A 25968-nucleotide genomic window follows, 5' to 3' on the forward strand; every position below is an offset into this window, starting at 1 on the left:
TTTTATTAATCACATGAAAATCATGGTGATCATTGAGACTCGACGGATTGATCTGTGCGCTTCCAACGCCAGTCTTTACGTTTGAGTCTCTTTTTATATGGTTTTGGTGGGTGCTGCTGCCTATAAGCTGCTAGTTCATCCTCTGACATAACCCACGCTTTCACGGGACCTGCTTTGTATGGATTCGTCACTTTTCCCAATATGCTCACCTCCTCTTATTCGTCACGCTGCGGAACGTTGAGATTAAAGATTCTTTCTAGCTCATCGTCAGTCAGTTTCTCGCAATACTCCCGCCCATAAGCCCCATTTGTAAGACTCAACCACTCGATCATTAACTCTCTTTCGTCACTGGTCATCACTTGATGCCTCCTCTCTTTTTGAGATGGCGCACGGCTGCTGTCTTTAGCTGTTTCGGACACTCTTCATATCTCGCAATGACTTCGAGTTGTCGTGCTGTCGCTTTTTCAAATGGCAACAGGATGCTTTTTCTTTTCATGCTGCTTGTACTCCTTTCCTAGTGCGCCGCCTTTACGTGGTTCGATCTTGCCTAGTTCGGCTTGATCTATAATCAGCAACAGGATGTCATGGACATTGCGGGCCAAACGATTGGCCATATGTCTGATCGGCTCATGATCCTGCCACATTTTCCGAAAAGCTATGATGTCCCTCTCGCACCAGATGAAGTCGTTGTAAGGGCAGGCATAGTAAACCGGTTGTTGTTCAAACAGCTTGCGTAGATCTCTTTTTTTGTAGCTCATTGCGCTTTTTTTGATATACATAGGCTCGTTTGCGCCGACACCGTTCGGTCGCTCCTTGATCTTTCCTCTTTTTGAAAAATCAATCATCAGCAGCAACACTTCTTCTGATGGTCGGTTAAATAACTCCGCCATCTCTTCGATCGATCTGCCTTCGTACCAGTAATCCAAAAATCTCTTGAGACCAACAATCGTCCATTCGAAATTGACATGATCCAAAATGATTCTAATGACACTCATTTCGCAATTTCCTTTCTGCGACCGACCTCTTTGTGCACAACGTGTACAGATGACGTCAGATTCTTTTCTACGAGCCAATAAAGTGGGTTCAACCCATTTACCACTAAAATCTTCCTTTCGGCTCTTGTGGGCTTTCTACCGCCTTTTTTTCATGTTCGTTCCTCCTTGTGTTTTTCATAGTCTTTTAAACTCTCAACCTTGAGTAGTGTTGAAACATATTGCTACAAGATTCCAGCGATTCGCCGATCTTTTCCTGTTAATTTGAGGGTCCGGCAGCCATGTGCCATTCGTGACAAAATGCGTCCACCATGCCGCCCGTACTTTTCTGCCAAATCTTTTGCGTTGTAATTCGTGGTGTAAATGTTGGCTTTGTTTTCTCTTGATTCAACAATAGTTAGCATCAAATCAATTCCCCAGGACTCTGCATCATTCGCTTCTTTTTTGACATACTCTGCACCAATATCATCCAGAATGAATAGGTCACAATCATTTATTTGCTGTAAAATTTGAGATTCGCTAATTTCTGATGAACCGTAGGTCGATTGAATCCGTTTCAACAAAAGTTTTGAGTTTACAAAAATGACTTTTTTGTATTGGTCCTTCAACGCCATAGCAACACTGTGAGCTAGATGGCTCTTCCCTAATCCGTATAAACCCTGCAGCAGGAAAGACTTGGTTTCTTTCAAATTGTCAAATTCTTTCACATATCTTTGTAACGTGTGTTGAGCATCTGCTTGAGATTGGTCAAGTCCATTGGGATAGAAATTGTCAAATGTCGCTTTTCTTGTTTCATCAGGAACGAGACTGTAAGACTTGAAAAACCTGTCGGCCTCAGTTCTTATCCGAAACTGTTCCATGCTTTCTTGAATGTTTTTGTTGTCACATGAAAGACAAATACTGATCTCTTTGTCTCTTTGCAAATAGATAGGCACCATTTCATTACAGTTAGGACATTGCCTTTCACCAATCAGCTGCGGTGCAAGATGTGATAATTGAGCACCTACACTAGAAAAGGTTGTCATACGGCGTTGCTTCTTTTGCTCTTGCTTCTGCACGTTTTATCACCCCCGCACCTTCATTCAGATATCCTTCAAACTTTGTCCCGAATAACGTCGTTGGCTGCAGATATTTATTCATTTTGTCGTCTTTAAGCCATTGATTAGTTTTTGTCAGGATTACAGTTTTGAAGTCTTCAAATCTGAATCCGTCATTCCAGCGTGCTTTAATTAATCTTTGAGTAGCAGTAGATGTATGTCTGAATGACTTACCTGTTACTTTGTTCAACAGGTCCACAATCAGCTTAAATGGAATTTCAGATTCTTGAGTTTCAGGATTAACAGTCGGGTTGCCCGACAATATATCTTTTAATTCTTTATCTTTATCTAATTCTTTATCTATATCTGTTGCGTGACTTGGTGTGACGTTGATCGTGACGTCACGTGACGTGTCATTTTCTGGTTGTGGAAGCCTCTGTTTTTTGCGTTGCTTTTGCTTTCTCAATCGGTTCTGCTCCCTGATCTTTTCGAGAGCATCTAAATTCTGATGCTTCTCCCAGTTACATATACTGATATAATTCTGTTCATTAATTTCTATCATGCCGAATTTCCTGAATGTGTCTAAAGCCATACGAACAATTCCTAATGGTCTTCCAAAGATATGCGCTAGCATTTCGTCTGTGTAAGGCACGTTTTCGCTTAGATAAATAAAACCAGATGCGTTAGTTTTTCCTGCTTGAGCAAGTAACTTAACCCATATAATCAACAGAGTGTCAGATTCAGGCATTTGTTCAATGAGTTTGATTTTTTCATCATCGAACATCTGGGTGCTTAGTTTCACCCATTTGACTTCCCCCATCTTTAAAAGCCCCCTAATGTTTTTCATGAATAGTTTTTCTTATTAAAGCTTGTCCTCTAAAAAAAGGTGAAACAAAAGTTTCAAGCCTCTTTATTTTTTTTGTTCTTCTCTTTTTTTACTGGTGTGTAATAAGGCGCCACAGCCTCAGTAAAAAGTTTTTCTCTGTCTTCTGTTCCAAAGAAAACTTCTCCGAGGAACAGATTGCTTTTTCTCTTTTTCTTTTTCTTAGCCATAAAGATCACCTCGAAACATAATATGCAATGTGGACAGTAGGACTGCCCAATAACTTATGGTTACTATAGGAAGCATATTGTTTAAAAAAAATATGCCGGTGGCAAATTTAATTTTTCGCAAAATTGGACCAATGATGAGCGTGATGGGTTAACTTTCCCTTTTTCTAATTTACATATATAAGAGCTCGAAAAACCTGTAACCAAGCCGAATTGTCGTTGAGTTTCGTTTCTTTCAGATCTTAAGCGTTTTATTTTTTCGGCAAATGCGGAATTAACTTGATTCATCATTTCCACCTCCTTCGAACGCTTCCTATAGGAAGCACAAATAAAATATATCATCTCTTATCTTTTTGTGCAACCATAAATTTCATAAATGTTTCTTGTAGGAAACTTAAACGTGTTATAATTAACAAAAGTATTAATAACCAGCGGCGTAAATTGAGGTGATCTTATTCTATGGATAAAAAAGAACTAATCGGAATAAACTTAAAAAGGCTAAGAGATGAGCATAGACCTAAGCTTTCTATAAGGAAGCTCGCTCAAGAAGTTGGTTTAAGCAATGGTTACTTATCAAAACTTGAATCTGGTAAAATTAAAAGCCCTTCTTTGGAAGCACTGACTAAACTTGCAGATTTCTTTAATGTTGATCCCACGTATTTTGTGAGTGATCCAAAAGATATTGAAAAAATGGGTAAGGAAGCCGAAAAAGTGGTTTTTGCGAAAGAACTAACACTTGATAACATAAAGAATGCGAATATAATAGACGCTGATGGGAATCAAATTACAGACGATGAACGTAATTTTATGCTGGATGCATTAAAAAACTATAGGGCATCCAAGGCTAAGTTTCTTATAGAAAGTGATTCGACAGAAGAGGATTGATTTTGATCTTCTTTTTTTGTTTCTCCTAGAATTTCCATTACTTCTTCATAATTAATAGCCAATTCATTTCCCCCTCAGAACATTTGTTCTTTTTTTATTTTATTCAAATGAGAAATTTTGAAAAGAGTTTCCTGTTTTTTAATTTTCACAAAACAGGAAACTTCCCTTTAAAACACGAAAGACGTTACCATTTCTGGTAGCGTCTTTTTTACATGCCTACTTTTACATCTTTAGTTTGATAAACCGTTTCTTTTGCTGACACAGTGGTTTGATACCCTGATACAAACAGAATTACGCTGGCTAAAATCAGCACTTTAGTTAATTTTTTCATGCTTTCACCTCCTGACTATTAGAGTTTATAGTCTAGTTCCAATTTTTGCAACTCTAATTTAGGAATGTTAGCTCTGAAATACTCACGTTTTTCTGAGAAATAGTGAAGTGATAAAAGAATTTTATCTGCTCTAACTTCTTTAATTCCATCGAATAAGTACGCATATGGCTTAAGACGCTCATCACTATAATAATCAGATAATATACTGTGTTTCTTTAATTTTCTGGTGAAATCAGAAACGTTATATCTTGAATCTATACTAGCTTTCCAGTAATACTGTAGAATTGCAATTTCCTCTTTATTTTGAATAATCTCATCTACTCTTTCAGGATGCTTCTCCATGAGATTTAAAAATATATTGTAATACGAAATTGATTTTTCATAAGATGTTAAGAAATATGAGAGTGCCAACAGATGGTTAGCGGTTATTTCATGGCTTTCACTCACTTTATTCTCAAGAAGTGATTTAGCTGCGAGTCTTGCAAACTCAACATTGTTTTCTTGCTTCAAATAAACATTTGCTAATACCTCATCTATTCTTGCGCTAAAACTTTTCCTGAGAAATGGATCTTTAATTTTGGTAATGTATGATCCTGCTTTGCTAATATAAAAGTGGGCCATATCGTATTTGCCTAAATTATAATAACCGTAAGTTTCAAGGATTAATAATAATGTTTTTGCCTCTATAGATTTGAGATTATTATTACTTAACTTACTGATGTGTTGCATGTCAAAATTTCCTCTATGATTTAGAATCCATTTGTAAAGTGAGCAAGGTTCAGGTGCAACCGCTGAATATTCTACAATCAAGTATCTCATAACATCAAACATTTTTTGTGTATAACAATACTCTAAAGCACAAAACAAATACTTTTTATCAATGCCGCTTTTGCAGTAATCTCCCATCAACACTTTTTCTTTTTCTGGAAGTATGCACTTAACAGCCTCTATCACCATCCAGAAAGCTATCTCTTTTCCTGATAAAAATTTGCTCATATAGCCCTTAGTAATGCCGATTTTTTTTGCGATATCTAATTGAGTCGTTTCAGATGAAATTAAACTGTCTTTGAGAATTTCCCCTATTTCTTTTTTTGCAATTACACTCATATGATCACCTTTCAAAGTCAATTTAGCACACTAAAGTCGAAAAAGCTGTCATAAATTGTCGAATAAGTATGAATTTTTAACAAGAATTGTTACTACAATAATTGTATTATAATCCATTTGTGGTTCAGGTTTACACATGACTTTTGAAGCTATTTTGTTAAATGTTGTTTCTGTTTGCAAAAGGTATGCTTATCATTCGAAATATGATTTCGAACAGTCTTTTCGCTAATAAAAAGCTCGCTTGCAATTTCTTTTGTTGTTTTATCTTGGACGAGCAATTCGAATACTTCTCTTTCTCTTTTGGTTAATAGCGGCTTGGATTGAAACTCTTTCTCCTTCAAGTATTGTAACCCTCCTTGCTAAGGTGAGAGCTCTAGTCTCTATAGAATGGGATTCTGTATAGTCGAGATATCATATGCCGGTTGCTCGAGGTAGGTGACGTTAAAATCAAGAAATCCCGCATATGAGCGTCCATTTTGTGCGCTTTTATCCGCACAAAAAAGGACGAGTCTCCTACCTGAGACATCGTCCTTTTCATACACATATTTAAAAGATAGAAATGGCTCCAGTTAACAAAGCAATAAGCGTTGTAAAAAGGGCAGTTAACACAGTCCACAGCAGTGCATATTTTTGCAAATCACCAATATCTTTGTTCAGCATACTGACAAGAAGCAGCGTTGAAGCCACAAGAGGGCTCAGCAAGTGAACAGGCTGTCCGATAATAGAGGCACGTGCAATCTCCACCGGATCAATTCCGTATGCTGCACCGGCCTCAGCCAGAATGGGCAGCACCCCGAAATAATAAGCATCATTTGAAAGAACAAATGTAAATGGCATACTCGTCAAAGCAACAATCAGCGGAAAAAATGAGCTGTAGGAATCCGGAATCATGTAAATGACCAAATGAGCAATGGACTCCACCATTTTTGTCCCCGAAAAAATGCCTGTGAAAATCCCTGCTGCAAACACAAGGGTAATGACCGTTAAGGCATTTCCTGCATGCGACAAAATTCTCTCGCGCTGATCTTCAACCTTTGGATAGTTGATCATGAGAGCGATGACAAATCCAATTAAGAAGAGAACTGGAATCGGTACGATATCTAAAACAAGTGTCGCCATCACCGCAATCGTCAAGAAGAAGTTCACCCAAATGAGGTTGGGTCTTTTCATATCTTCTACTCCATCTTCTATTGACGCTGCCAATTCAGGGGAGATCGAGGCCTCTTCTTTGTACTGAATCTCTGCAACCCCAATTCGTTTCCGCTCTTTTTTTCCAAGCACATACGCAGTAAAAAGAATAAAAAGACCGCCTCCAACCATTGTTGGAATTAATGGAATAAAAAATTCACCAGCATCTAATCCAAGCGCCGCGATGGCACGGGTAGCCGGACCGCCCCAAGGCGTCATTCCGCTCATAATTCCTAAAGACAATAATGAAATCGTTCCTAAAATTAATGGGTTCATCCCAATTCTTAAGAAAAGTGGTAGCATTGCTGATACGGTGATCATATACGTTGTTGTTCCATCACCATCTAAAGCAACAAGCATAGACAAAATCGCTACCCCAAAAGCAATTTTGACAGGATCACCTTTTACAATACGTAAAATGAGTTTAATCAGAGGATCAAATAATCCAGCATCCAGCATGACACCAAAGAATAAAATGGCAAATAACAATAAAGCAGCTGATGGTGCAACAGTTTTCAGTCCATCAAGCATCATGTCCCCTAATCCTTTGTTAAAGCCACCGATCAATGCAAATATGATAGGTACAACGGTTAGAGCCACCACCGGATGCATACGTTTCGTCATAATAAGAAATGTAAATGTCAAGACCATCAAGATCCCTAAAATAGCTAGCACTTTATATCCCTCCATCCTCTTCTTTACATGATCTGCAAGCGCCCCCTTGCACTTGCGATCTATATGTTAGCGCTTTCTATTTCAAGGATATAATAGCTTTTTTCATAATGAAAATATTGATTTTTTCGTATATTCTATAAATTTCTTTTATAATCAGCCTTGCTGACTTCTTAAAAACTCAATGAATGCTTTCACAACAGATAAATGAAGGGAGTCTGGCTGGTACATAAGCCATGTATCTCTTAAAACAGGCTGTCCATCTTTATACGAAAGACCTTTTACAAATAGCTCATCACTTGGTCTGAGGCAAATTTCTGGGACAATGGCATAGCCTAAACCATGCTTGACCATCTCTTTTGATGTATCCTGGCGGTCTGTCTCCATCGTCACAAGTGGAGGCATGGTGAACGTTTCCTGCCACCATCTGTTAATCAATCGTTTTAATGAACTATCTGTATGATAGTCAATGAGCGGCAGATTTGGGAGGTCTTTCAGCTGGATTTCTGATTTTGAAATGATACAAAGCCGCTCTTTATCGAGCAAAAACCGCTCTCCATTCCAGTCGTAATCCCCTCTTAAAATCCCTAAATGGACACTTGATGTGCCTAATAAATCCATGACTTTTGTGCTCCAGCCTGTATTCACCATGAATTGAACATGTGGATACTGCTTAGAAAATTCTCTTAAAATTTCTGGGAGCTTATACTGAGCAAAGTTACTTGAGACCCCTAACCGGATTGTCCCTTTGACCTTTTTTTGCATATTCAGCATGCCATCTTTCGTTTGCTGAAGCTGTTTGAGCATGTCATTTGCGTATGCAGCCAAGTACTCGCCTTCTGACGTAAATTCAATCCCTCGTTTTCTTTTGAAGAAAAGCTTCATATCGAACTCTTCTTCAAGCTGCTTCAACCGATAGCTTAAGGCAGGCTGAGAGACAAATAATTTTTCTGCCGCTTTTGTGATGTTCTTTTCTTCATAGAGCACCTTTAAAAACCGCCAGTCTTTCTCATCCATTGTGTGCCCTCCTTTTTCACTAGTTATAAAAAAATTTTATTGATTCATCTTAAAATAATGTATTTAACTTATTTCTTATTATACTTTACCATTTTGATTAGATAAACAGTTCATTAAAAAATTGAGGGTGAGAGTAATGAGAAAAGTTCCAATCACAATCATGCGAGGCGGTACAAGTAAAGGGGTATTCATTCAAGCAAACAATGCACCATTTGAACACGATGAGCTCGAGGCATTTCTACTAGACATTATGGGCAGCCCTGACCGTTTGCAGGTCGATGGAATCGGCGGCGGTAATTCTTTAACAAGCAAAGTGGCCATTATCGATAAAGCCACACGTCCAGATGTGGATGTGAACTATACGTTTGCACAAGTCAGCATCAATGAGAGATATGTCGACTTTAAAGGGAACTGCGGGAATATCTCATCAGCGGTTGGACCTTACGCCATCATTAAAGGACTTGTTCAAGCGGTTGAGCCCATTACGACTGTACGTATCCTCAATACCAACACAAATAAAGTCATTACAGCAGAGGTCGAAGTCGAAAATGGAGAAGTAAAATTTGAGGGACAGGCAGAAATTCCAGGAGTAAAAGGGACAGGTTCTCCCATTTATTTATCTTTTGAAAATCCTGAAGGCGCTGTGACAGGTAAAACCTTTCCGACAGGGAACCGCATGGATACGATTCAGACAAAATTCGGAGAGATTCCGATCTCGATCGTTGACATCGCAAATCCCATTGCCTTTGTCCGAGCGAAGGATCTTCATTTAAAAGGAACTGAATTGCCTGAAGAGTTTACAGACGAATTACTGGATGATTTAGAAGAGATTCGTTCCATCGCTGCTGAAATGTGTCACTTTGCACCAAAAGACATGGCGACATTACAGTCACCAGCTGTTCCGAAGCTTGCGATCATTAGCGAGCCTGCTGATTATGTGGATACAAACGGAGTGATGAGACGAGCAGCCGATATGGATATCGTCGTACGCATGCTATCGATGCAAAGACCACACCAAGCGCTTGCCATTACCGGCTCTGTCTGCGTGTCAGCCAGCTGTTTTATGGAACATACGCTTCCTGCACAGCTTTATGATGGACAACATGATACGCTTCGAATTGGGCATCCTGCTGGGATAATGCAAACGGACATTGACGTGTCTCAAAACAGAGTCAAAGTCATTCGAACCGCAAGAGAAATACTAGACGGGGTTGTCTTTACGAAACAAGATTATATTGTGCAGCCTCATATTAAAAGAGAAGCCTAAAGCAGACGAGAACATCGTCTGCTTAGATTGTTGACAAAGTGCTAAAATGATTTTTATTTTAGCACTTTGTCTTCTTTTCAGCGTGATAGAAAACCTTTGAAGTCTAGGAAGGGCAGCTACTTTTGCGGAGCGAATTGAACATTCGCGAGCACCAGCGCGCAGACCTGACAACGAATGCGAGGGTTTGTCTACACGCTGAGCAGACGAGAACATCGTCTGCTTTTTTTAATGTTGAAGCGGGGCATCAATATCTCCGGCAGAATGAGCTTTGATCTGTCCTTTATCATCTTTTAGCTGAAGATGCCCAAAGCGGTTAACGCCGCAGCAAATGCCTTCTTCCCATGTTTGTTTTTCACGATCTAACGAAATGCGAAGCGGCTTGTTGAGACGATATAACCGTTTATTATAGAGGGCAGTGAGTGCTTCAAACCCTTCATTCTGCCAGCGTGTATGGTATTTTTTAAAAGCCGCTGCCAGGTCTTTCACTAGCTGATCGGCTTTCACCTCTGTCAGCTCTAATAAGCAAATGGTTTTGTACGGGACATGCTCCGGCTTCGTCTCTACATTGATGCCAACACCGATATAAATGGCGCTGCGGTCTGCTTCAATTAATGTGCCGGATACCTTTGCTTCATTAATGAGGATATCATTCGGCCATTTGATCGCCAGTTGATCGTTCGCTCTTATGAGTGGTTTCAGCACATCATAGATTGCTAGTGCTGTCAGCGGGGCGATCGTTGACTGGGTGGAGAGTTCTTCTGGCGGTAAGACTGTCATGGTTACCGCCACATTCCCTAAAGTTGTTTCCCACGGCCTGCCGAGTCTGCCTCTTCCTGCTGTCTGCTGGCGTGCATAGACAGCAAATGAAGGCTTTTCTCCTTGCTGCATAAGCCTTTTTGCTTCATTATTTGTACTATCAATGGTGTCATATTGAAAAATCTTCATATGTTCTCCTCTTGTTTCTTCTTGATATGATGCTTTTATTATAACAAAATGAAGCGTACACGTTGATGAGCCAGCATGCTACTCATTTCGCTGCGCCTGAAATGTCTCTTTTTCTTTTTCAGTAAATGGGACTGATGTGCCTGTGTCTTTACTAATTTGCACCATGGTGACTGAGCCTGTAAAGCATGGTTCCTGCTGCTCATTTTCTCCTAAATAATGAAGAATGAGTGAGCTTGAGCCTACCTTTTCCGGCTTGACATACACACGAAGCCTCTCTCCAATCTCTACCTGCTTGATGTAATCACATTGCAGGTTAGCGACGACTGTCATGGTTTCTCTCACACGTTTCATCCGTTTATCAACAATTCCTGTTTTTTGAAAAAAGGCAATGCGCGCCTCTTCAAAATACACAAAAGGGGTAACATTGTTCATATGGCCAAACATATCCGTTTCTGAAAAACGAACGGTCGTTTCGACATAAAATCGAAAGGATGCCCTCCACTCTTCAAACGGTTCTTCAATATATGACGGCAATCTCACTTGACCATCTCCTTATTTGGAAACAAAATGCCTCTCCCGTATTGGAAGAGGCGTTTGTTTATATGTTGCATCCAGCCTCTCTTAAACACTCATCATGATTGGCAAAGAGGACTGAATGTAATGTTATTCTGCGTGATCGCTTCCGAAGAAGTTACGGAATGCTTGTAAAGTTGTATCTCGGTTAAGTGCAGCAATTGACGTTGTCAGCGGGATTCCTTTCGGACAAGACTGCACACAGTTTTGGGAGTTCCCGCAGTTCGCAAGACCACCGTCCCCCATAATTTCTTCTAGACGGTCAGACTTATTCATCGCACCTGTCGGATGTGCGTTAAATAGACGAACTTGCGAAAGCGGCGCAGGTCCCATAAAGGAAGACTTATCATTCACGTTTGGACAAGCTTCAAGGCAGACACCACATGTCATACATTTAGAAAGCTCGTATGCCCATTGACGTTTTTTCTCAGGCATTCTTGGTCCAGGACCAAGATCATACGTACCATCAATCGGTACCCATGCCTTCACCTTTTTCAAGGAATTGAACATCCGGCTTCTATCAACCTGCAAATCTCTCACAACCGGGAATGTCTTCATCGGCTGAAGACGAATCGGCTGATCTAACTTGTCAATCAAGGCTGTACATGATTGGCGCGGTTTTCCATTAATGACCATAGAACAAGCTCCGCACACCTCTTCAAGACAGTTCATATCCCAGTTGATCGCCGTTGTTTTTTTCCCTTGTTTATTGACCGGGTTCCGTCTAATTTCCATGAGTGCGGAAATGACGTTCATGTTTGGGCGGTAAGGGATTTCGAATTCTTCATCATAAGGCTTTCCATCTGCTGTATCTTGACGTGTGATTATGAATTGAATCGTGTTTTTTTCACTCATCTTATTTCTCCACCTTTTTCTTCGAGTAATCTCGTTTACGAGGTGCAATTAACGATACATCGACGTCCTCATAGTGGAATGCAGGCTTTTGATTTTTTCCTTTGAACGTAGCCATCGTTGTTTTTAGGAACTCTTCATCGTTTCTCTCTGGGAAGTCCGGTTTGTAGTGTGCGCCTCGGCTTTCATTTCGGTTGTAAGCCCCGATCGTAATGACTCTTGCCAGCTGAAGCATGTTGTCAAGCTGACGTGTGAAGGCAGCGCCTTGGTTGCTCCATGAAGCTGTATCATTGATGTTGATCTGCTTGTAGCGCTCCATTAGTTCTTCGATCTTCTGATCTGTTTTTAAGAGTTTGTCATTGTAACGAACAACTGTGACGTTATCCGTCATCCATTCTCCAAGCTCTTTATGAAGCACGTACGCATTTTCTGTTCCATCCATGCCGAGGATGTTGTCCCATTTCTCCTGCTCTTTCTTCACAGCGCTGTCAAATGTTGCAGAAGATAGATCTTCCGCAGACTTTTCAAGGCCGCTAATGTACTTCACAGCATTTGGTCCAGCGACCATTCCGCCGTAAATGGCTGAAAGCAGTGAGTTTGCACCAAGTCTGTTTCCGCCGTGCATAGAGTAATCACATTCACCGGCAGCAAATAGGCCTTTGATATTCGTCATTTGATCATAATCAACCCATAATCCGCCCATTGAGTAATGAACAGCAGGGAAAATTTTCATTGGAAGCTTACGCGGGTCATCACCCATGAATTTTTCATAGATTTCAATGATGCCGCCTAGTTTAATATCAAGTTCTTTTGGATCTTTATGAGAAAGATCGAGATATACCATGTTCTCTCCGTTGATGCCAAGCTTTTGCTCGACACATACGTCAAAGATCTCACGCGTTGCGATATCACGCGGTACAAGGTTTCCGTATGCCGGGTATTTCTCTTCAAGGAAGTACCAAGGCTTCCCGTCTTTATATGTCCAAACACGTCCACCTTCACCACGAGCCGATTCACTCATGAGACGAAGCTTGTCATCTCCAGGGATCGCTGTTGGATGAATTTGAATGAATTCTCCATTTGCATAATGAGCCCCTTGCTGATAGACGATAGATGCAGCAGAGCCAGTGTTAATCATGGAGTTTGTTGATTTTCCGAACACGATTCCAGGACCGCCTGTTGCCATGATCACTGCATCTGAACGGAAGGATTCAATTTCCATTGTTGTTAAGTTCTGCGCGACAATGCCTCGGCATACTTCCTCGTCATCTAACACAGCGCCAAGGAATTCCCAACCTTCATATTTCGTGACAAGTCCTGCTACTTCATAGCGGCGAACCTGCTCATCAAGTGCATATAATAGCTGCTGACCTGTTGTAGCTCCAGCAAATGCTGTACGGTGGTGCTGTGTTCCCCCGAAACGGCGGAAGTCCAGTAATCCCTCTGGTGTTCTGTTAAACATAACACCCATCCGATCAAGTAAGTGGATAATGGACGGCGCTGCTTCACACATTGCCTTTACTGGCGGCTGGTTGGCTAAGAAGTCTCCGCCATACACCGTGTCATCAAAATGTTCATAAGGTGAATCCCCTTCACCCTTTGTATTCACCGCTCCGTTGATTCCGCCCTGTGCACATACAGAATGCGAACGTTTTACAGGTACGATTGAAAATAGTTTAACAGCTGTTCCCGCTTCTGCTGCTTTAATAGTTGCCATAAGACCAGCTAAGCCGCCTCCGACAACGATGATGCTAGAATTACTCATTGTAGCCCCTCTCCCTCTTCTACTAATCTATTTCCTCTTAAACAAAAGCGAAAATTGCTCTTAGCCCTACATATGAAAGCGCTATAAATATACCTAATGTCACATATGTGGAGATTCTTTGTGAGCGTGGTGAAACAGTAATTCCCCAGCTGACAGCAAATGACCACAAGCCATTAGCAAAGTGGAAAATAGTAGATAAAACGCCGACAATATAGAAGCCTAGCATAAATGGAGAGCTTAAAATATTCGCCATCATGTCATAGTTCACTTCAGCTCCAAGCTGCGCTTGAATTCGCGTTTCCCATACATGCCAAGTGACAAAAATCAATGTGATGATACCTGAAACCCTTTGCAGTCTGAACAACCAGTTTCTTAAGTAACTGAAGCGAGACGTGTTATTTTGTGCCGTAAAGGCTATGTACACCCCATAAACAGCATGATAGATCAGTGGTAAGAAAATCACGAACAGCTCAAGTGCATATCTGAATGGAAGCTGTTCCATAAAGTGTGCAGCTTTGTTAAACGCCTCTGGTCCACTCGTCGCAAAGTGGTTCACCACTAAATGCTGAATTAAAAATAGACCGACCGGAATGACGCCAAGCAAAGAATGCAATCTCCGATAAAAAAATTCTTTGTTCCCCGACATTACTTTACCCCCTAGTAAAAAGTGCAATTGCTGAAAATTGTCTTACCCCCGCTTCTTTCAATTGTAAGCACTTTATTCAAATTTATTGACAATTTCATTTTACTCCTATGTCAAAAAAGCGTCAAGAAACCGCGTACATAAATTAAAATTTTCCGAAATTTAAAAGTTTTAAATCAAAATTCGTTTTACTACAATAAGAATTTCTTAGACTTCAGGGAAAACTCTGTCATCATATGCTCACATAAGCTATAATAAATTGTTGAAAGAGGGGAGCCGTACAATGAATAAATTCGAATCTAACTTAGAACAGCTAAAAGAAATTGAAGTCAATGGATTTGCCTACGAGCTGATACGCGAAGTTCTGCTGCCTGATATTCTTGGTCAGGATCATTCATCTATGATGTATTTTGCGGGTAAGCTGCTTGCTCGTAAATTTCCTCAAGAGTCATGGGAGAAAATCCCCGAATTTTTCCATGATGCCGGATGGGGAACTCTCACGATGGTCCATTCGAAAAAACAGGAAATTGAGTTTGAGCTCGAAGGTCCACTTGTATCAAATCGACTCACCTATCAAAAGGAGCCATGCTTTCAGATGGAAGCAGGTTTTATTGCTGAACAAATCCAGCTTCTCAACGAGCACGTGGCTGAATCTTATGAACAAGTGAAAAAGCGTGCTGATAAAGTCATTTTAACCGTTAAATGGGATTTAAGAGACCCTAGCTAACACTCTTTATGAAAGGCGCGGACTTCAGGTCACGCCTTTTTTTGTTTGTCTTCTTCTATCATAGCATACTTAGTGAATGGGTTTACGCACGTTTTCCTTTCTTGTATGCGGCGGTTTCGAATATAAAAAAGAGGTGCACTCTTTCATGAGATACACCTCCCTGCCTCTTTAAGAATGCGCAGCTACCTTTGATAAATCAAACGCATCATGCAGTGCTTCAACTGCTTTGACCATATCGTCCCGGCCAACCACTGTTGAGACTTTGATTTCAGACGTACTGACCATTTTCACTTGTATATCTTTTTCCGCTAACACAGCGAACATTTCAGCGGCTACACCTGGATTTGAGACCATACCAGATCCAACGATGGATACTTTGGCTAATTTGCTTTCTGTCTCGATCTGTTCGTAGCCAAGTGCTCCTTTATATTCTTCTAACACTTCAACTGTTTTAGACAAATCATCCGTTTTCACAGAGAAAGAGATCGACGTCTGATTGGTGCTTGTGACGGACTGAATGATGATATCGACATTGATATTTTGCTTCGCAAGTGTCGTAAAGATGGTCGACAATGTGGTGAGACCGCTTGAAAGACCGCACACCGTCACGCGTGTAATCTGATCCTCAAATGCAATGCCTCTGACGACTAAATTTTGTTCCATGGATGATTCCTCCTCAATTAACGTACCCGATTCATTTTCAATACTAGAACGGACTTCTAGTGGGACTTGATAATTTTTCGCAAATTCGACAGCTCTTGGATGCAAGACGCCAGCTCCTAAATTAGCCAGTTCGAGCATCTCATCGTATGAAATACCTGCAAGTTTCCGCGCGGCCGGTACATAACGCGGATCTGTCGTAAACACACCTGATACATCTGTGTAAATATCACATTTATCCGCTTTTAGTGCAGCAGCAAGTGCCACAGCTGTAGTATCTGATCCACCACGTCCAAGTGTTGTGATATGCATATTATCTGCAATTCCTTGGAAGCCTGCCACAACAACCACTTTCCCAGCACTTAATTCCTCTTTTATTCTTGATTCATCAATATCGACGATTCTTGCGTTACCATGTACTTGCTCTGTTTTCATACCAGCCTGCCAGCCTGTAAAGGAAATGGCATCATAGCCTTTTGCTTGCAGCGCCATCGTTAATAAGGAAATGGTCACTTGCTCTCCAGTTGCAAGCAGCATATCCATTTCTCTTTTGCTCGGATGATCTGTGAGTTCTTCCGCTAGGTCTACTAGAACATCCGTTGATTTACCCATTGCCGACACAACCACAACCACATCATGTCCGGCCTCGCGTTCAGCGATGACCCTTTCTGCAGCATTGCGAATTTTTTCTGTCGATCCAACAGACGTTCCGCCAAATTTTTGTACAATTAGTCCCATGTCTACCACCCTTTTTCAAAAGATCACGTGTGAGAGAAGAGGCAAGAAGCGGCTTTGGAGACTGCCTGCTCACTGCAAATAAAAAAAGCAATGAGAGAACAGATCTCCCATTGCTTTATAATCATCATCAAACGATGCAAACAATGAGATAGCCCTCCAAGAAATAAATTCTTGACAGCCCTACATTTCTTCAATGTACAGCCAGCGAATAAAATGAGTGGATTTTATTCACTTCGGCGACGCTCCCCTTTCAGCCCTCTTCCTAGACCCCATCGATCTCTGAAGGCTTACTCTTGAAGTTCGCACCTCTATCTTCAACAAACAACACGTTCATTTATTAAATTTAGTCACAATCTTAACAGACTTTTGGAAAAAGTACAATCTATTTTTTTAACGCTTCCATTAAAAGCTCGGCCGTTTGTTTCGGGATGCCAGCCTCCTGAAAGTCTTGGATAGAGGCTTCTTTCATCTTTTTCACAGAGCCAAAATGTTTAAGAAGTTGTTTTTTACGCTTTTCTCCGATACCTGGCACATCGTCTAAAATAGATTGAAATGCATTTTTTCCGCGCAGCTGCCGGTGAAAGCTAATCGCGAACCGGTGCACTTCATCTTGAATACGCTGCAATAAATAGAAGGCCTGGCTATTCCGCTCTAGTGCAACAATTTCCAGTGTATCGCCCATCATCAGATTCGACGTCCGGTGCTTTTCATCTTTGACTAGACCTGCTACTGGGACAGACAGATTCAATTCATTTTCAAGCACATCTATCGCTGCATTGATCTGTCCCTTTCCTCCGTCAATTAAAATCAAATCTGGTAGCGGGAGCTCATCCTTTAACACGCGGGTATATCGCCTTCTAATGACTTCACGCATCGATGCATAATCATCTGGACCTGTGACGGTTTTAATTTTGTATTTTCGGTATTCCTTTTTATACGGCTTCCCATCCTGAAAGACAACCATGGCAGAAACCGGGTCTGCACCTTGAATATTCGAGTTATCAAATGCCTCAATCCGGTAAGGCATATAAATATTTAGCGCATCTCCAAGCTGCTTCACCGCACCAATGGACCGCTCTTCATCACGCTCAATGAGCGAAAATTTTTCTTTTAAGGCAATTTTGGCATTTTGATGGGCAAGTAAAAGCAAATCCTTTTTCTTTCCTTTTTTCGGCTGATGAACGTTCGTCTCAAGCAGTTGTTCAATCATCTCTTGATCTACGCTATCTGGCACCAAAATTTCCTTCGGCAGAAAGTGGTTGTTCTTTGCATAAAATTGTCCCATAAACGTGAGAAACTCTTCCTCAGGGTCTTGATACATAGGAAACAGGCTGACATCACGTTCAATCAATTTCCCTTGCCTGATGAAGAAGACCTGGACACACATCCAGCCCTTGTCATAGGCATATGCAAAAACATCTCGATCTGATAAATCGCTCATCGTCATTTTCTGCTTTTCCATCGTAGAGTCAATGTAAGCGATTTGGTCTCTCAGTTCTTTTGCCCGTTCAAACTCTAATTGTTCGGCGGCTTCCTGCATTTTTTCGGTGAGTTCTTTTTTGATTTGCTGATGTCCTCCGTTTAGAAACCTTATGATTTCGTCCACGAGCTGCTTATTCGTTTCTTCAGAAATGTCATACACACATGGCGCGAGACATTGTCCAAGATGATAATATAAACAGACGCGATCAGGGAGGGTGGCACATTTTCTGAGAGGATATAAACGGTCGAGCAGCTTTTTCGTTTCACGTGCTGCCTGTACGTTCGGGTATGGTCCGAAATATTTCCCTTTGTCCTTTTTCACATGACGGGTGACGATCAGCTTAGGATGCCGTTCATTCGTAATTTTAATAAAAGGATACGTTTTGTCATCCTTGAGCATGACATTGTATTTTGGGTCGTATTTTTTGATTAAATTTAGCTCTAAAATGAGTGCCTCGATATTAGAAGAGGTGACAATGTATTCAAAGTCCTCAATTTCACTGACAAGCCGCTGCGTTTTGGCATCATGAGATCCAGTGAAATAAGAGCGTACTCTATTTTTTAAGACCTTTGCCTTCCCCACATAAATGACTGTATTTTGTCGATCTTTCATTAAATAGCAGCCTGGTTGATCTGGCAAGACCGATAGCTTTTCTTTGATCATTTTGTTCATATTTTCATCCGTCCTTGTTTTCCTCTTTCACTCCTTCTAGTGTATCACGAACATTTGTTTTATACCATGTTGAAAGAAAAGCGGCTCTCGTCTTTACGAGAACCGCTTCAGTGAGTATGCCGCTAGGGCATAGACAGGTTTATAGATGTTTGTTAACAAGCTCAGCAAGTGCTTCTTTTGGTTTGAAACCAACAGACGTTTCTACGACTTCACCGTCTTTTAAAACAAGAAGTGTTGGAATACTCATCACGCCGTATTTACCAGCAGTTTCTTGGTTATCGTCTACATCAACTTTTACAATTTTCATTTTATCGCCCATTTCTTGATCAAGTTCTTCAAGAACTGGAGCAATCATTTTACAAGGTCCGCACCATGGTGCCCAAAAGTCAGCAAGAACAACACCTTCTGCAGTTTCTTGTGAAAATGTTGAGTCAGTAGCTTTTACGATTGCCATTATTCATTCCTCCAATGTAAATTATGATTTTTAGTATAGCATCTACCAATGTGACTTGCGAATGAAATGCTTACGAATCTTTTTTTATGAAATGAATTAAAAAACAAACCGTACAATCGCACCAATGACAACAATTGCACCGATAATCATGAGAATCGTTCTAAGCATATAAATAACTCCCTTTCCGCTTCGTTTACAATGTATGATGCCCCAACATCCTGCTCATCAAACATTTAAATATGCGATCAAGCGAGATCAATCGTAATCATCACCACAGACATTGGCGGCAGCTCTATGGTCAACTCACCGGGTTTTACAGCAAATTGCTGAAACTCTGCTGGCTGGACAGCATGAGGATCATCAAATGTGTTGTGCGCATTCATGCGGTCTGCTGTCAGCACGCGGCCTGTGACTTTCGTTTCTGCATCCAAACCTTCAATGGCAAGGGATACTTCGTTTTGTTCATGTGGATTCAGGTGACAGAAGCTAATATGCATCTTATCTGACGAACGCGAAGCTGACACACTAACCTGAGGTATTTTTTCACCACTGCGTTCATAAGGCGTTGACACGAATTCCACTTCAAGTGCTTCCTCCTCTTGATGCACTTGAAACATGTGAAACACATGATACGTAGGCGTCAGAAGCATCTTTTCGTCTTCCGTTAACACCATTGCTTGCAGAACATTGACCGTCTGGGCAATATTCGCCATATGAATCCGCTGGCAATGACGATGAAAGATATGAAAATGAAGGGCACAAACAAGTGCGTCTCTTAGTGTGTTTTGCTGATACAAAAATCCTGGATTCGTCCCTGGTTCTGGGTCATACCATGTTCCCCATTCATCAATAATCATCCCAATTCGCTTGTCTGGATCATAACGATCCATGATCTCTCCATGATCCACGACAAGCCGTTCCATCTCATAGGCTTTTTTCAACGTGATAAACCATTCATCTTCATCAAATTCAGTCGCTGATCCTTTCTTCTCCCACGTACCAGGTACAGTGTAGTAATGCAAACTGAGTCCATCCATCCAAGGAGCGGCCCGCTCCATTAATACTTTTGTCCAATTCACATCATTTGAATTGGCGCCGCACGCAATTTTGTATATCGTCTGACCTGCAAACTCTCTCACATACGTTTGATATCGTTTATATAAATCGGCATAGTATTCAGGCGTCATATTCCCGCCGCAGCCCCAGCTTTCGTTTCCTACACCAACATAGGTCAGATCCCAAGGTTCTTGTTTTCCATTTTGAATGCGCCAATCAGACATAGGTGTTCCCTTTGGAAAAGTGATGTACTCGATCCAGTCTGCTAATTCTTGAACAGTCCCACTTCCCACATTTCCGCAAATATAAGGCTCACATTCAAGCAGCTCACACAATTTCATAAATTCATGCGTACCAAATGCATTGGATTCAACCGTACCACCCCAATGAGTGTTCACCATCGGCTTTCGTTCGCTGAGATCTCCCACACCATTTGCCCAATGATACTCGTCTGCGAAGCAGCCGCCCGGCCACCTAAGCACCGGAATATGTAATGCTTGAAGGGCTTTTAACACATCCGTACGAATCCCCTCAATATGCTCAATCTCTGAATCTTTTCCGACCCAAATCCCGTCATAAATCCCTCTTCCTAAATGCTCTTGAAAATGTCCATAGATGTGTTTAGAAATACGTCCGATCACGTCATTCACTTTTACTGTCCCCTTCACTTGTCAACCGCTCCTTTGTGTATTGATTACATACAAAAAAACCCAGAATACCTAGGCATTCTGAGTGTATGAGCGTTACGAGTGGATATTCATCTTTTTTAACTCTTCATTCAAAAGCGGTACCACTTCAAACAAGTCACCGACGATTCCGTAATCGGCAATTTTGAAGATCTCAGCTTCTGGGTCTTTGTTAATCGCCACAATGACTTTACTGTTAGACATTCCAGCTAAATGCTGAATCGCCCCTGATATCCCGCACGCAATATAGAGATCAGGTGTGACGACCTTGCCTGTTTGCCCAATTTGCAGGGCATAATCACAGTAGTCTGCATCACAGGCACCACGCGAGGCACCTACTGCTGCGCCCAGCGTCTCAGCGAGTTCATTCAGCGGTTCAAACCCTTCCTTGCTCTTGACCCCGCGTCCCCCGGCGACGATGACCTTTGCTTCAGATAAATCTACACCTTCTGACGTTTTTTTAATGACTTCCTTCACGATCGTTCGCAGGTTCTGAATATCGACAGAAACGGGTGTAATGTCTCCGCTTCGTGAGGCATCCCGCTCAAGAGGTGCCACGTTGTTCGGGCGTATAGTCGCCAAAAGCAGACGATCTGTTGAAATCACTTTTTCGAAGGCTTTTCCAGAGTAAATCGGTCTTGTGAAAACAAGATGTTCTCCGGTAACGCTTACATCAATCGCATCTGAAATGAGACCAGTCTGCAAGCGTGCAGCTATTTTCGGCGACAAGTCTTTTCCGATAGACGTATGGCCAAAGAGGACGGCATCTGGGTTGACCTGATCTAATATGGCTTGAAGTGCTTGCGCGAAACCATCTGACGTATAATATGAAAGGTGCGGATGCTCCACAATCATGACATGATCCGCTCCATAGTAAAGCAGTTCATTCGCTAGGTCTTTGACGTTATCCCCTATTAACACGCCAATGACTTCACCGCCATCTGCCACTTGATGAGCGGCAGCAATGGCTTCAAATGTCACATTTCTTAATTTACCGTCACGACTTTCTCCAAGTACAACAACTTTTTTACTCATCTTTCAAGTTCCCCCTTGTTCTCGTGATATCGTAAAGTGGATGTTTAGATGATCTTTGCTTCATTTCTTAATAAATCCGTCAGTTCTTTGACTTGATCCTGAAGCTCACCGCTCAGCACCTTGCCACCCTCTTTTTTCTCCGGTAAGAAACGTTCAATTGTTTTGATTTTATATGGCACATCGTCTTCATCCAGATCTAAATCATCCAGTTCCAATTCTTCTAAAGGCTTTTTCTTTGCCTTCATAATGCCAGGTAATGATGGATAGCGAGGCTCATTGAGACCTTGCTGCGCAGTGACAACAAGCGGGAGCTCAGCAGAAATGACTTCCACATCACCTTCTGCATCTCGTTCAATCGAAGCAGAGCCGCCGTCAATTTGAATACTTGTAATTGTTGTGACATATGAAAACCCAAGTAATTCAGCAAGACGCGGGGCAACCTGTCCAGAGCCCCCGTCAATTGCCACATTCCCTGCTAAAATCAAGGAAGCCTCTTTGTCTTTTAAATAATGGTAAAGAATTGTAGAAGCTGAATATTGATCCCACTCTTCTAAGTCGTCTTCCACATTTAATAAAACAGCTTGATCGCAGCCCATAGCAAGCGCTGTTCGCAGCTGCTTTTCCGCATCCTCACTGCCAACTGTCACAACGGTCACTTCTCCCCCGTGCTCGTCGCGAAGCTGGATGGCTTCTTCTATGGCGTACTCGTCATAAGGATTAATAATGAACTCTGCTCCATCTTCTTGAATTGCACCAGACTGAATGGAAATCTTCTCTTCCGTGTCAAACGTACGCTTCATCAAAACAAATATATTCATCCATTTCTCCCCCTTGTTTCGTTTGAATCCTTTATTCCCCTTTAAAATTCGGTTTGCGCTTTTCGATAAAGGCTTGTATACCTTCTTTGGCGTCATTCGATTGGAAAATCTCACCGAACTTTTTGGCTTCTAGCTTCATACCGCCATCATATGAATACAATTTTGTCGCATTCAATAAATCCAGCACATACTCGAGTGACTTTGGACTTTTCGTTGCAAATTTTGACGCAAGTGTTTTGGCTGCTTCGAGCGCCTTTTCCTCTGTTTCTGCCAGCTTTGAAACGAGTCCGCAGGCGAATGCTTCTTCACCTGTAATCGGTTCAGCTGTACCCATCATTTCCAGCGCTTTAGCAGAACCAACATAGCGCGGCAGGCGCTGCGTACCGCCGAATCCCGGAATGATGCCGAGGTTTAGTTCCGGCAATCCAAGCTTCGCATCTTTTGTTGCGATTCGGATATCACAAGACATGGCAAGCTCAAGGCCCCCGCCTAATGCAGCTCCATGAATTGAAGCAATGACCGGTTTTGGACATTGTTCAATCCGTTCAAAGACCTGCTGCCCTCTGTCTGCAAGGCTTGAATAGTCAGACTCTTCCTGTAACGTCGTAAATTCCTTAATATCAGCACCTGCTGAGAAAAATCTACCTTCTCCGTGGATCACAATGGCTCTTACTTCTTCATTTTGTTCGAGCTGGTCAAACATCTCATTAAGCTCGGTGAGCAGCTGAGAAGATAAGGCGTTTGCTGGTGGATGCTGAATCGTGATAAGTGCTATCTGTCCTTCATGATGTAAGGTGAGTATCTTTTCCATGTCAATCATCCTTTTTCAAAATGTCTTTAAGATTGATGTATTCCGTTTAAGAGTAGATCACGTACGTTTTCTGCGAGTGCAGGAAGATCATATTTTTGATCATTCATGACCCATGTTGTAGCGGTTTCATCAATCGTCCCAAATACCATTTGTCTCGCTAAACGGACATCTAGATTTTGTCTGAACTCTCCTGTTTTCTTTCCTTCTGCTAAAATCGACTCGAGCATATTTAAATACCCTTTCAGCACCTCATTGATTTTTTGCCGCAGCTCAAGGTTTGACTGCCTAAGTTCAAGCTGTGTCACAAGAGCCAAATGATGATTTTGCGCAAGCATACGAAAATGCTCCTCAATGAGCAGTAAAAGCTTTTCTTTCGCCGACGGCTTCTTTTGAATATCTGTTTCCATCCGTTCGATGAATTGTCCCATTTTTTCTTTGAACAATGAGATCAAAATATCCTCTTTATTTTTGAAATAAAGATAAATGGTTCCGTCTGCTACCCCTGCTTGTTTCGCAATCTTTGAAACTTGTGATTGGTGATAGCCGTTCTCTGCAATCACCACAACTGCTGCATCAATAATTTGCATGTACTTCGGTCTTTTCTGCTTCAATGTGCTTCGTCCCTTTCTGGATTGAATGAGTATTCATTCATAACTTTATGTTAAAAAGAAACGGGGGATTTGTCAAGTGATCTTCTCTTTCTTTTCCACCTTTAACATACCAGAGCAGACAGTCAACATTCAAATCATCCGGCCGATGGACCGGATGATGCAGGCCGTTATGTTTTCGATTGATCGGCAGGCGTTTCAGATGAAGAAGCGTGCTTTCTTTTTTCTTCTTCAATTAATACTCTGCGCAAAATCTTCCCAACGGCTGTTTTAGGCAGTGATTCTTTAAATTCATACACGCGCGGTACTTTAAATGAGGCAATTCTCGTCCTGACAAAGCGATCAAGTTCGTCCTCTGTTAAGTAGGCACCCTTTTTCGGCACAACAAATGCTTTCACTGTTTCTCCTCTGTACGGATCTGGAATACCGGCGACGACGACTTCTTGTACAAGCTCATGCTCATAAAGGGCTTCTTCGACTTCTCTTGGATAAATATTATAGCCGCTCGCAATGATGACATCTTTTTTCCGGTCGACGATATAGAAAAAACCGTCCTCATCCATATACCCTATATCTCCGGTGAAAAACCAGCCATCTCGTAATACAGCCTCTGTCTCCTCTGGCTGATTCCAGTATCCTTTCATGATCTGGGGGCCTTTAACAATGATTTCCCCATGCTCATATGGTTCTTTGAGGCCTCCGGTTTCTTCGCAATAAATACCTGCATCTGTATTAGGCCACGGACAGCCAATGCTGCCTGTTTTGTTCGCTCCCCATAAAAAGTTAGAATGAGTGACGGGTGAGGTTTCTGAAAGTCCGTACCCCTCCACTAAGCGTCCTCCTGTTAATTTTTCAAAGCTTTGTTTGACTTCAACAGGAAGTGCCGCTGAGCCGCTTAGACATGCAGAGATGGACGACAGGTCATACTTTTCAATGTTCGGATGATGCAGCAAGGCGATATACATTGTTGGTGCGCCTGGAAATAGCGTCGGCTTCTGTTTTTCAATGGTTTTGAGGGTATCAGCGACATCAAAGCGTGGAAGAAGAATCATTTGATGTCCTTCTTTGACAGCAAGATTTAAAACGGTCGTCATTCCGTAGACATGAAAAAACGGAATGATGCCGAGGATGCGTTCTTTCCCCCTGGTCGTTTTATACATCCAGGAAGCGCACATTTCAGTATTCGCTAAAATATTCTCATGTGTGAGCATGACCCCTTTTGGTAACCCGGTCGTTCCGCCTGTATATTGCAAAACAGCGATATCCTCTTTCGGATCAAAGGCAAGTGCGGGTATCTGCTGTTCACCTTCCGATTTTTTCATAATCTGCGCGAAGTGATGAATGGTGTCATTTTTCTCCACTTGGATGACCATTTTATTTTTTCTTCTTTGCACAATAGGAAACAGTATGTTTTTCGGGAATGGTAAATAATCTTGTAGTTTAGTGACGATTAAGTGCTCCATTCTTGTCAGCGCTTTCATTTTATAAGCCTTTGGATACAACAAATCTAGCGTGATCAGCACTTTGGCGCCGCTGTCTTCCATTTGATATTCCAGTTCCTTCTCCGTATAAAGCGGGTTTGTTTGAACAACGATGCCGCCTGCTATTAAAACAGCATAATAAGAAATGACCGATTGAGGACAGTTCGGCAGCATGATCGCTACTCTGTCACCTTTTTTCACGCCAATTTTCATCAGATGACTGGCTAGTTTCAATACGTCTTCTTGCAGCTGTTCATAGGTGATGTTCTTTCCTAGAAAATGAATGGCTGTATGCTCAGGTGCAGCCTCTGCGGAGCTGAATAAGTAAGATTGTAATGTTTCATTTGGGATGGTGAGTTCGTGGGGAATTTGATTCGGGTAATGCAGAAGCCAACGTTTATCTGACTGCATAAAA

General features: G+C 41.6%; 31 protein-coding genes and 1 riboswitch. Of the genes, 3 read left to right on the forward strand and 28 right to left on the reverse strand.

Translation table 11 applies throughout. The features are described from left to right. Positions 1 to 29: 29 nt before the first annotated feature. From MHI11_RS14340 to MHI11_RS14375, 9 genes are all read right to left on the reverse strand, one after another. Positions 30 to 209: a hypothetical protein gene (locus MHI11_RS14340; RefSeq protein ID WP_412071865.1), complete on the reverse strand. Its 180-nt coding sequence runs from the start codon at positions 207 to 209 to the stop codon at positions 30 to 32. Positions 210 to 215: 6 nt separating this feature from the next. Then, entirely contained in the window at positions 216 to 356 is a 141-nt protein-coding gene (locus tag MHI11_RS14345) for a BH0509 family protein (protein ID WP_268507854.1), read from the reverse strand. Continuing rightward, complete coding sequence (locus tag MHI11_RS14350) at positions 356 to 496, reverse strand: hypothetical protein (protein ID WP_162842516.1); 141 nt, start codon at positions 494 to 496, stop codon at positions 356 to 358. Before MHI11_RS14350 ends, MHI11_RS14345 begins: the two co-directional genes overlap by 1 nt. Then, on the reverse strand, positions 465 to 995 hold the full coding sequence (locus tag MHI11_RS14355) for a hypothetical protein (RefSeq protein WP_268507845.1): 531 nt from the start codon (positions 993 to 995) through the stop codon (positions 465 to 467). Before MHI11_RS14355 ends, MHI11_RS14350 begins: the two co-directional genes overlap by 32 nt. After that, positions 992 to 1099, reverse strand: coding sequence for a DUF6906 family protein (locus tag MHI11_RS20965; protein WP_445661862.1), 108 nt, complete (start codon positions 1097 to 1099; stop codon positions 992 to 994). The genes MHI11_RS14355 and MHI11_RS20965 overlap by 4 nt, the downstream gene beginning before the upstream one ends. Positions 1100 to 1216: 117 nt before the next feature. Continuing rightward, positions 1217 to 2050, reverse strand: a complete 834-nt coding sequence (locus tag MHI11_RS14360; RefSeq protein WP_340961304.1) for an ATP-binding protein — start codon at positions 2048 to 2050, stop codon at positions 1217 to 1219. Further along, positions 2001 to 2849: a phage replisome organizer N-terminal domain-containing protein gene (locus tag MHI11_RS14365; RefSeq protein WP_340961306.1), complete on the reverse strand. Its 849-nt coding sequence runs from the start codon at positions 2847 to 2849 to the stop codon at positions 2001 to 2003. Before MHI11_RS14365 ends, MHI11_RS14360 begins: the two co-directional genes overlap by 50 nt. An 80-nt stretch (positions 2850 to 2929) precedes the next feature. Continuing rightward, positions 2930 to 3082, reverse strand: a complete 153-nt coding sequence (locus MHI11_RS14370; RefSeq protein ID WP_340961308.1) for a hypothetical protein — start codon at positions 3080 to 3082, stop codon at positions 2930 to 2932. Positions 3083 to 3163: 81 nt separating this feature from the next. Then, complete coding sequence (locus MHI11_RS14375; protein ID WP_340961310.1) at positions 3164 to 3367, reverse strand: helix-turn-helix domain-containing protein; 204 nt, start codon at positions 3365 to 3367, stop codon at positions 3164 to 3166. A 171-nt stretch (positions 3368 to 3538) separates the two neighbouring features. Between MHI11_RS14375 and MHI11_RS14380 the strand changes: the two genes are divergently transcribed. Then, positions 3539 to 3964: a helix-turn-helix domain-containing protein gene (locus MHI11_RS14380; RefSeq protein ID WP_340961312.1), complete on the forward strand. Its 426-nt coding sequence runs from the start codon at positions 3539 to 3541 to the stop codon at positions 3962 to 3964. Between the two features lie 208 nt (positions 3965 to 4172). Here the strand turns inward: MHI11_RS14380 and MHI11_RS14385 are convergent, their stop codons facing one another. From MHI11_RS14385 to MHI11_RS14405, 5 genes are all read right to left on the reverse strand, one after another. Then, entirely contained in the window at positions 4173 to 4295 is a 123-nt protein-coding gene (locus tag MHI11_RS14385) for a hypothetical protein (protein ID WP_268508633.1), read from the reverse strand. A gap of 18 nt (positions 4296 to 4313) precedes the next feature. Next, entirely contained in the window at positions 4314 to 5402 is a 1089-nt protein-coding gene (locus MHI11_RS14390) for an AimR family lysis-lysogeny pheromone receptor (RefSeq protein WP_340961315.1), read from the reverse strand. Positions 5403 to 5551: 149 nt separating this feature from the next. Next, positions 5552 to 5743, reverse strand: a complete 192-nt coding sequence (locus tag MHI11_RS14395; RefSeq protein ID WP_340961317.1) for a helix-turn-helix domain-containing protein — start codon at positions 5741 to 5743, stop codon at positions 5552 to 5554. Between the two features lie 205 nt (positions 5744 to 5948). Then, positions 5949 to 7265 (reverse strand): CitMHS family transporter, encoded by a 1317-nt coding sequence (locus tag MHI11_RS14400; protein WP_044140038.1) that lies wholly within the window; start codon positions 7263 to 7265, stop codon positions 5949 to 5951. A 153-nt stretch (positions 7266 to 7418) separates the two neighbouring features. After that, the gene (locus MHI11_RS14405; RefSeq protein ID WP_003216318.1) at positions 7419 to 8279 is read right to left on the reverse strand and encodes a LysR family transcriptional regulator; all 861 of its coding nucleotides are present in this window, start codon (positions 8277 to 8279) and stop codon (positions 7419 to 7421) included. Between the two features lie 136 nt (positions 8280 to 8415). On the opposite strand from MHI11_RS14405, the gene MHI11_RS14410 reads away from it, so the two are divergent. After that, entirely contained in the window at positions 8416 to 9546 is a 1131-nt protein-coding gene (locus MHI11_RS14410) for a 2-methylaconitate cis-trans isomerase PrpF family protein (RefSeq protein ID WP_065098554.1), read from the forward strand. Between the two features lie 225 nt (positions 9547 to 9771). Here MHI11_RS14410 and MHI11_RS14415 read toward each other — a convergent pair whose 3' ends face one another. The 5 genes from MHI11_RS14415 to MHI11_RS14435 form a co-directional block, all read right to left on the reverse strand. Further along, the gene (locus MHI11_RS14415) at positions 9772 to 10491 is read right to left on the reverse strand and encodes a biotin--[acetyl-CoA-carboxylase] ligase (RefSeq protein ID WP_044139956.1); all 720 of its coding nucleotides are present in this window, start codon (positions 10489 to 10491) and stop codon (positions 9772 to 9774) included. 78 nt (positions 10492 to 10569) lie between these two features. Beyond that, complete coding sequence (locus MHI11_RS14420) at positions 10570 to 11031, reverse strand: acyl-CoA thioesterase (RefSeq protein ID WP_065098555.1); 462 nt, start codon at positions 11029 to 11031, stop codon at positions 10570 to 10572. A gap of 123 nt (positions 11032 to 11154) precedes the next feature. Further along, positions 11155 to 11919, reverse strand: a complete 765-nt coding sequence (gene sdhB, locus MHI11_RS14425) for a succinate dehydrogenase iron-sulfur subunit (protein WP_003216443.1) — start codon at positions 11917 to 11919, stop codon at positions 11155 to 11157. Position 11920: 1 nt separating this feature from the next. After that, the gene (gene sdhA / locus MHI11_RS14430; RefSeq protein WP_003216403.1) at positions 11921 to 13681 is read right to left on the reverse strand and encodes a succinate dehydrogenase flavoprotein subunit; all 1761 of its coding nucleotides are present in this window, start codon (positions 13679 to 13681) and stop codon (positions 11921 to 11923) included. Positions 13682 to 13718: 37 nt separating this feature from the next. Further along, positions 13719 to 14327: a succinate dehydrogenase cytochrome b558 subunit gene (locus tag MHI11_RS14435; protein WP_044139954.1), complete on the reverse strand. Its 609-nt coding sequence runs from the start codon at positions 14325 to 14327 to the stop codon at positions 13719 to 13721. A gap of 280 nt (positions 14328 to 14607) precedes the next feature. Between MHI11_RS14435 and MHI11_RS14440 the strand changes: the two genes are divergently transcribed. Next, positions 14608 to 15051, forward strand: coding sequence for a YslB family protein (locus tag MHI11_RS14440; RefSeq protein ID WP_003216293.1), 444 nt, complete (start codon positions 14608 to 14610; stop codon positions 15049 to 15051). Positions 15052 to 15219: 168 nt separating this feature from the next. Here the strand turns inward: MHI11_RS14440 and MHI11_RS14445 are convergent, their stop codons facing one another. The 9 genes from MHI11_RS14445 to MHI11_RS14485 all read right to left on the reverse strand — a co-directional run bounded on the left by MHI11_RS14445 (position 15220) and on the right by MHI11_RS14485 (position 25964). Continuing rightward, positions 15220 to 16449: an aspartate kinase gene (locus MHI11_RS14445; protein WP_044139953.1), complete on the reverse strand. Its 1230-nt coding sequence runs from the start codon at positions 16447 to 16449 to the stop codon at positions 15220 to 15222. A gap of 141 nt (positions 16450 to 16590) precedes the next feature. After that, a riboswitch (Lysine riboswitch) is annotated at positions 16591 to 16768 on the reverse strand. Between the two features lie 63 nt (positions 16769 to 16831). After that, the gene (gene uvrC, locus MHI11_RS14450; protein WP_044139952.1) at positions 16832 to 18604 is read right to left on the reverse strand and encodes an excinuclease ABC subunit UvrC; all 1773 of its coding nucleotides are present in this window, start codon (positions 18602 to 18604) and stop codon (positions 16832 to 16834) included. A 139-nt stretch (positions 18605 to 18743) separates the two neighbouring features. After that, a complete protein-coding gene (gene trxA, locus MHI11_RS14455; RefSeq protein ID WP_106065715.1) occupies positions 18744 to 19058 on the reverse strand; it encodes a thioredoxin in 315 nt (104 codons plus the stop codon). A 245-nt stretch (positions 19059 to 19303) separates the two neighbouring features. Further along, the gene (locus MHI11_RS14460) at positions 19304 to 20782 is read right to left on the reverse strand and encodes an alpha-N-arabinofuranosidase (RefSeq protein WP_065098558.1); all 1479 of its coding nucleotides are present in this window, start codon (positions 20780 to 20782) and stop codon (positions 19304 to 19306) included. Positions 20783 to 20857: 75 nt separating this feature from the next. Continuing rightward, on the reverse strand, positions 20858 to 21835 hold the full coding sequence (locus MHI11_RS14465) for an electron transfer flavoprotein subunit alpha/FixB family protein (RefSeq protein WP_065098559.1): 978 nt from the start codon (positions 21833 to 21835) through the stop codon (positions 20858 to 20860). A gap of 44 nt (positions 21836 to 21879) precedes the next feature. Next, positions 21880 to 22653 (reverse strand): electron transfer flavoprotein subunit beta/FixA family protein, encoded by a 774-nt coding sequence (locus tag MHI11_RS14470; protein WP_065098560.1) that lies wholly within the window; start codon positions 22651 to 22653, stop codon positions 21880 to 21882. Between the two features lie 31 nt (positions 22654 to 22684). Beyond that, positions 22685 to 23464 carry an enoyl-CoA hydratase gene (locus MHI11_RS14475; RefSeq protein WP_065098561.1) on the reverse strand — a complete coding sequence of 260 codons (780 nt, stop codon included), beginning with the start codon at positions 23462 to 23464 and terminating at the stop codon, positions 22685 to 22687. 26 nt (positions 23465 to 23490) lie between these two features. After that, a complete protein-coding gene (locus MHI11_RS14480; RefSeq protein WP_003216590.1) occupies positions 23491 to 24075 on the reverse strand; it encodes a TetR/AcrR family transcriptional regulator in 585 nt (194 codons plus the stop codon). 167 nt (positions 24076 to 24242) lie between these two features. Beyond that, a complete protein-coding gene (locus MHI11_RS14485) occupies positions 24243 to 25964 on the reverse strand; it encodes an AMP-binding protein (RefSeq protein WP_106066901.1) in 1722 nt (573 codons plus the stop codon). Between the last annotated feature and the right edge of the window lie 4 nt (positions 25965 to 25968).

It is taken from the genome of Bacillus sp. FSL K6-3312 (genome assembly GCF_038007485.1).
In the GTDB taxonomy this organism is placed as follows: domain Bacteria; phylum Bacillota; class Bacilli; order Bacillales; family Bacillaceae; genus Bacillus; species Bacillus pumilus.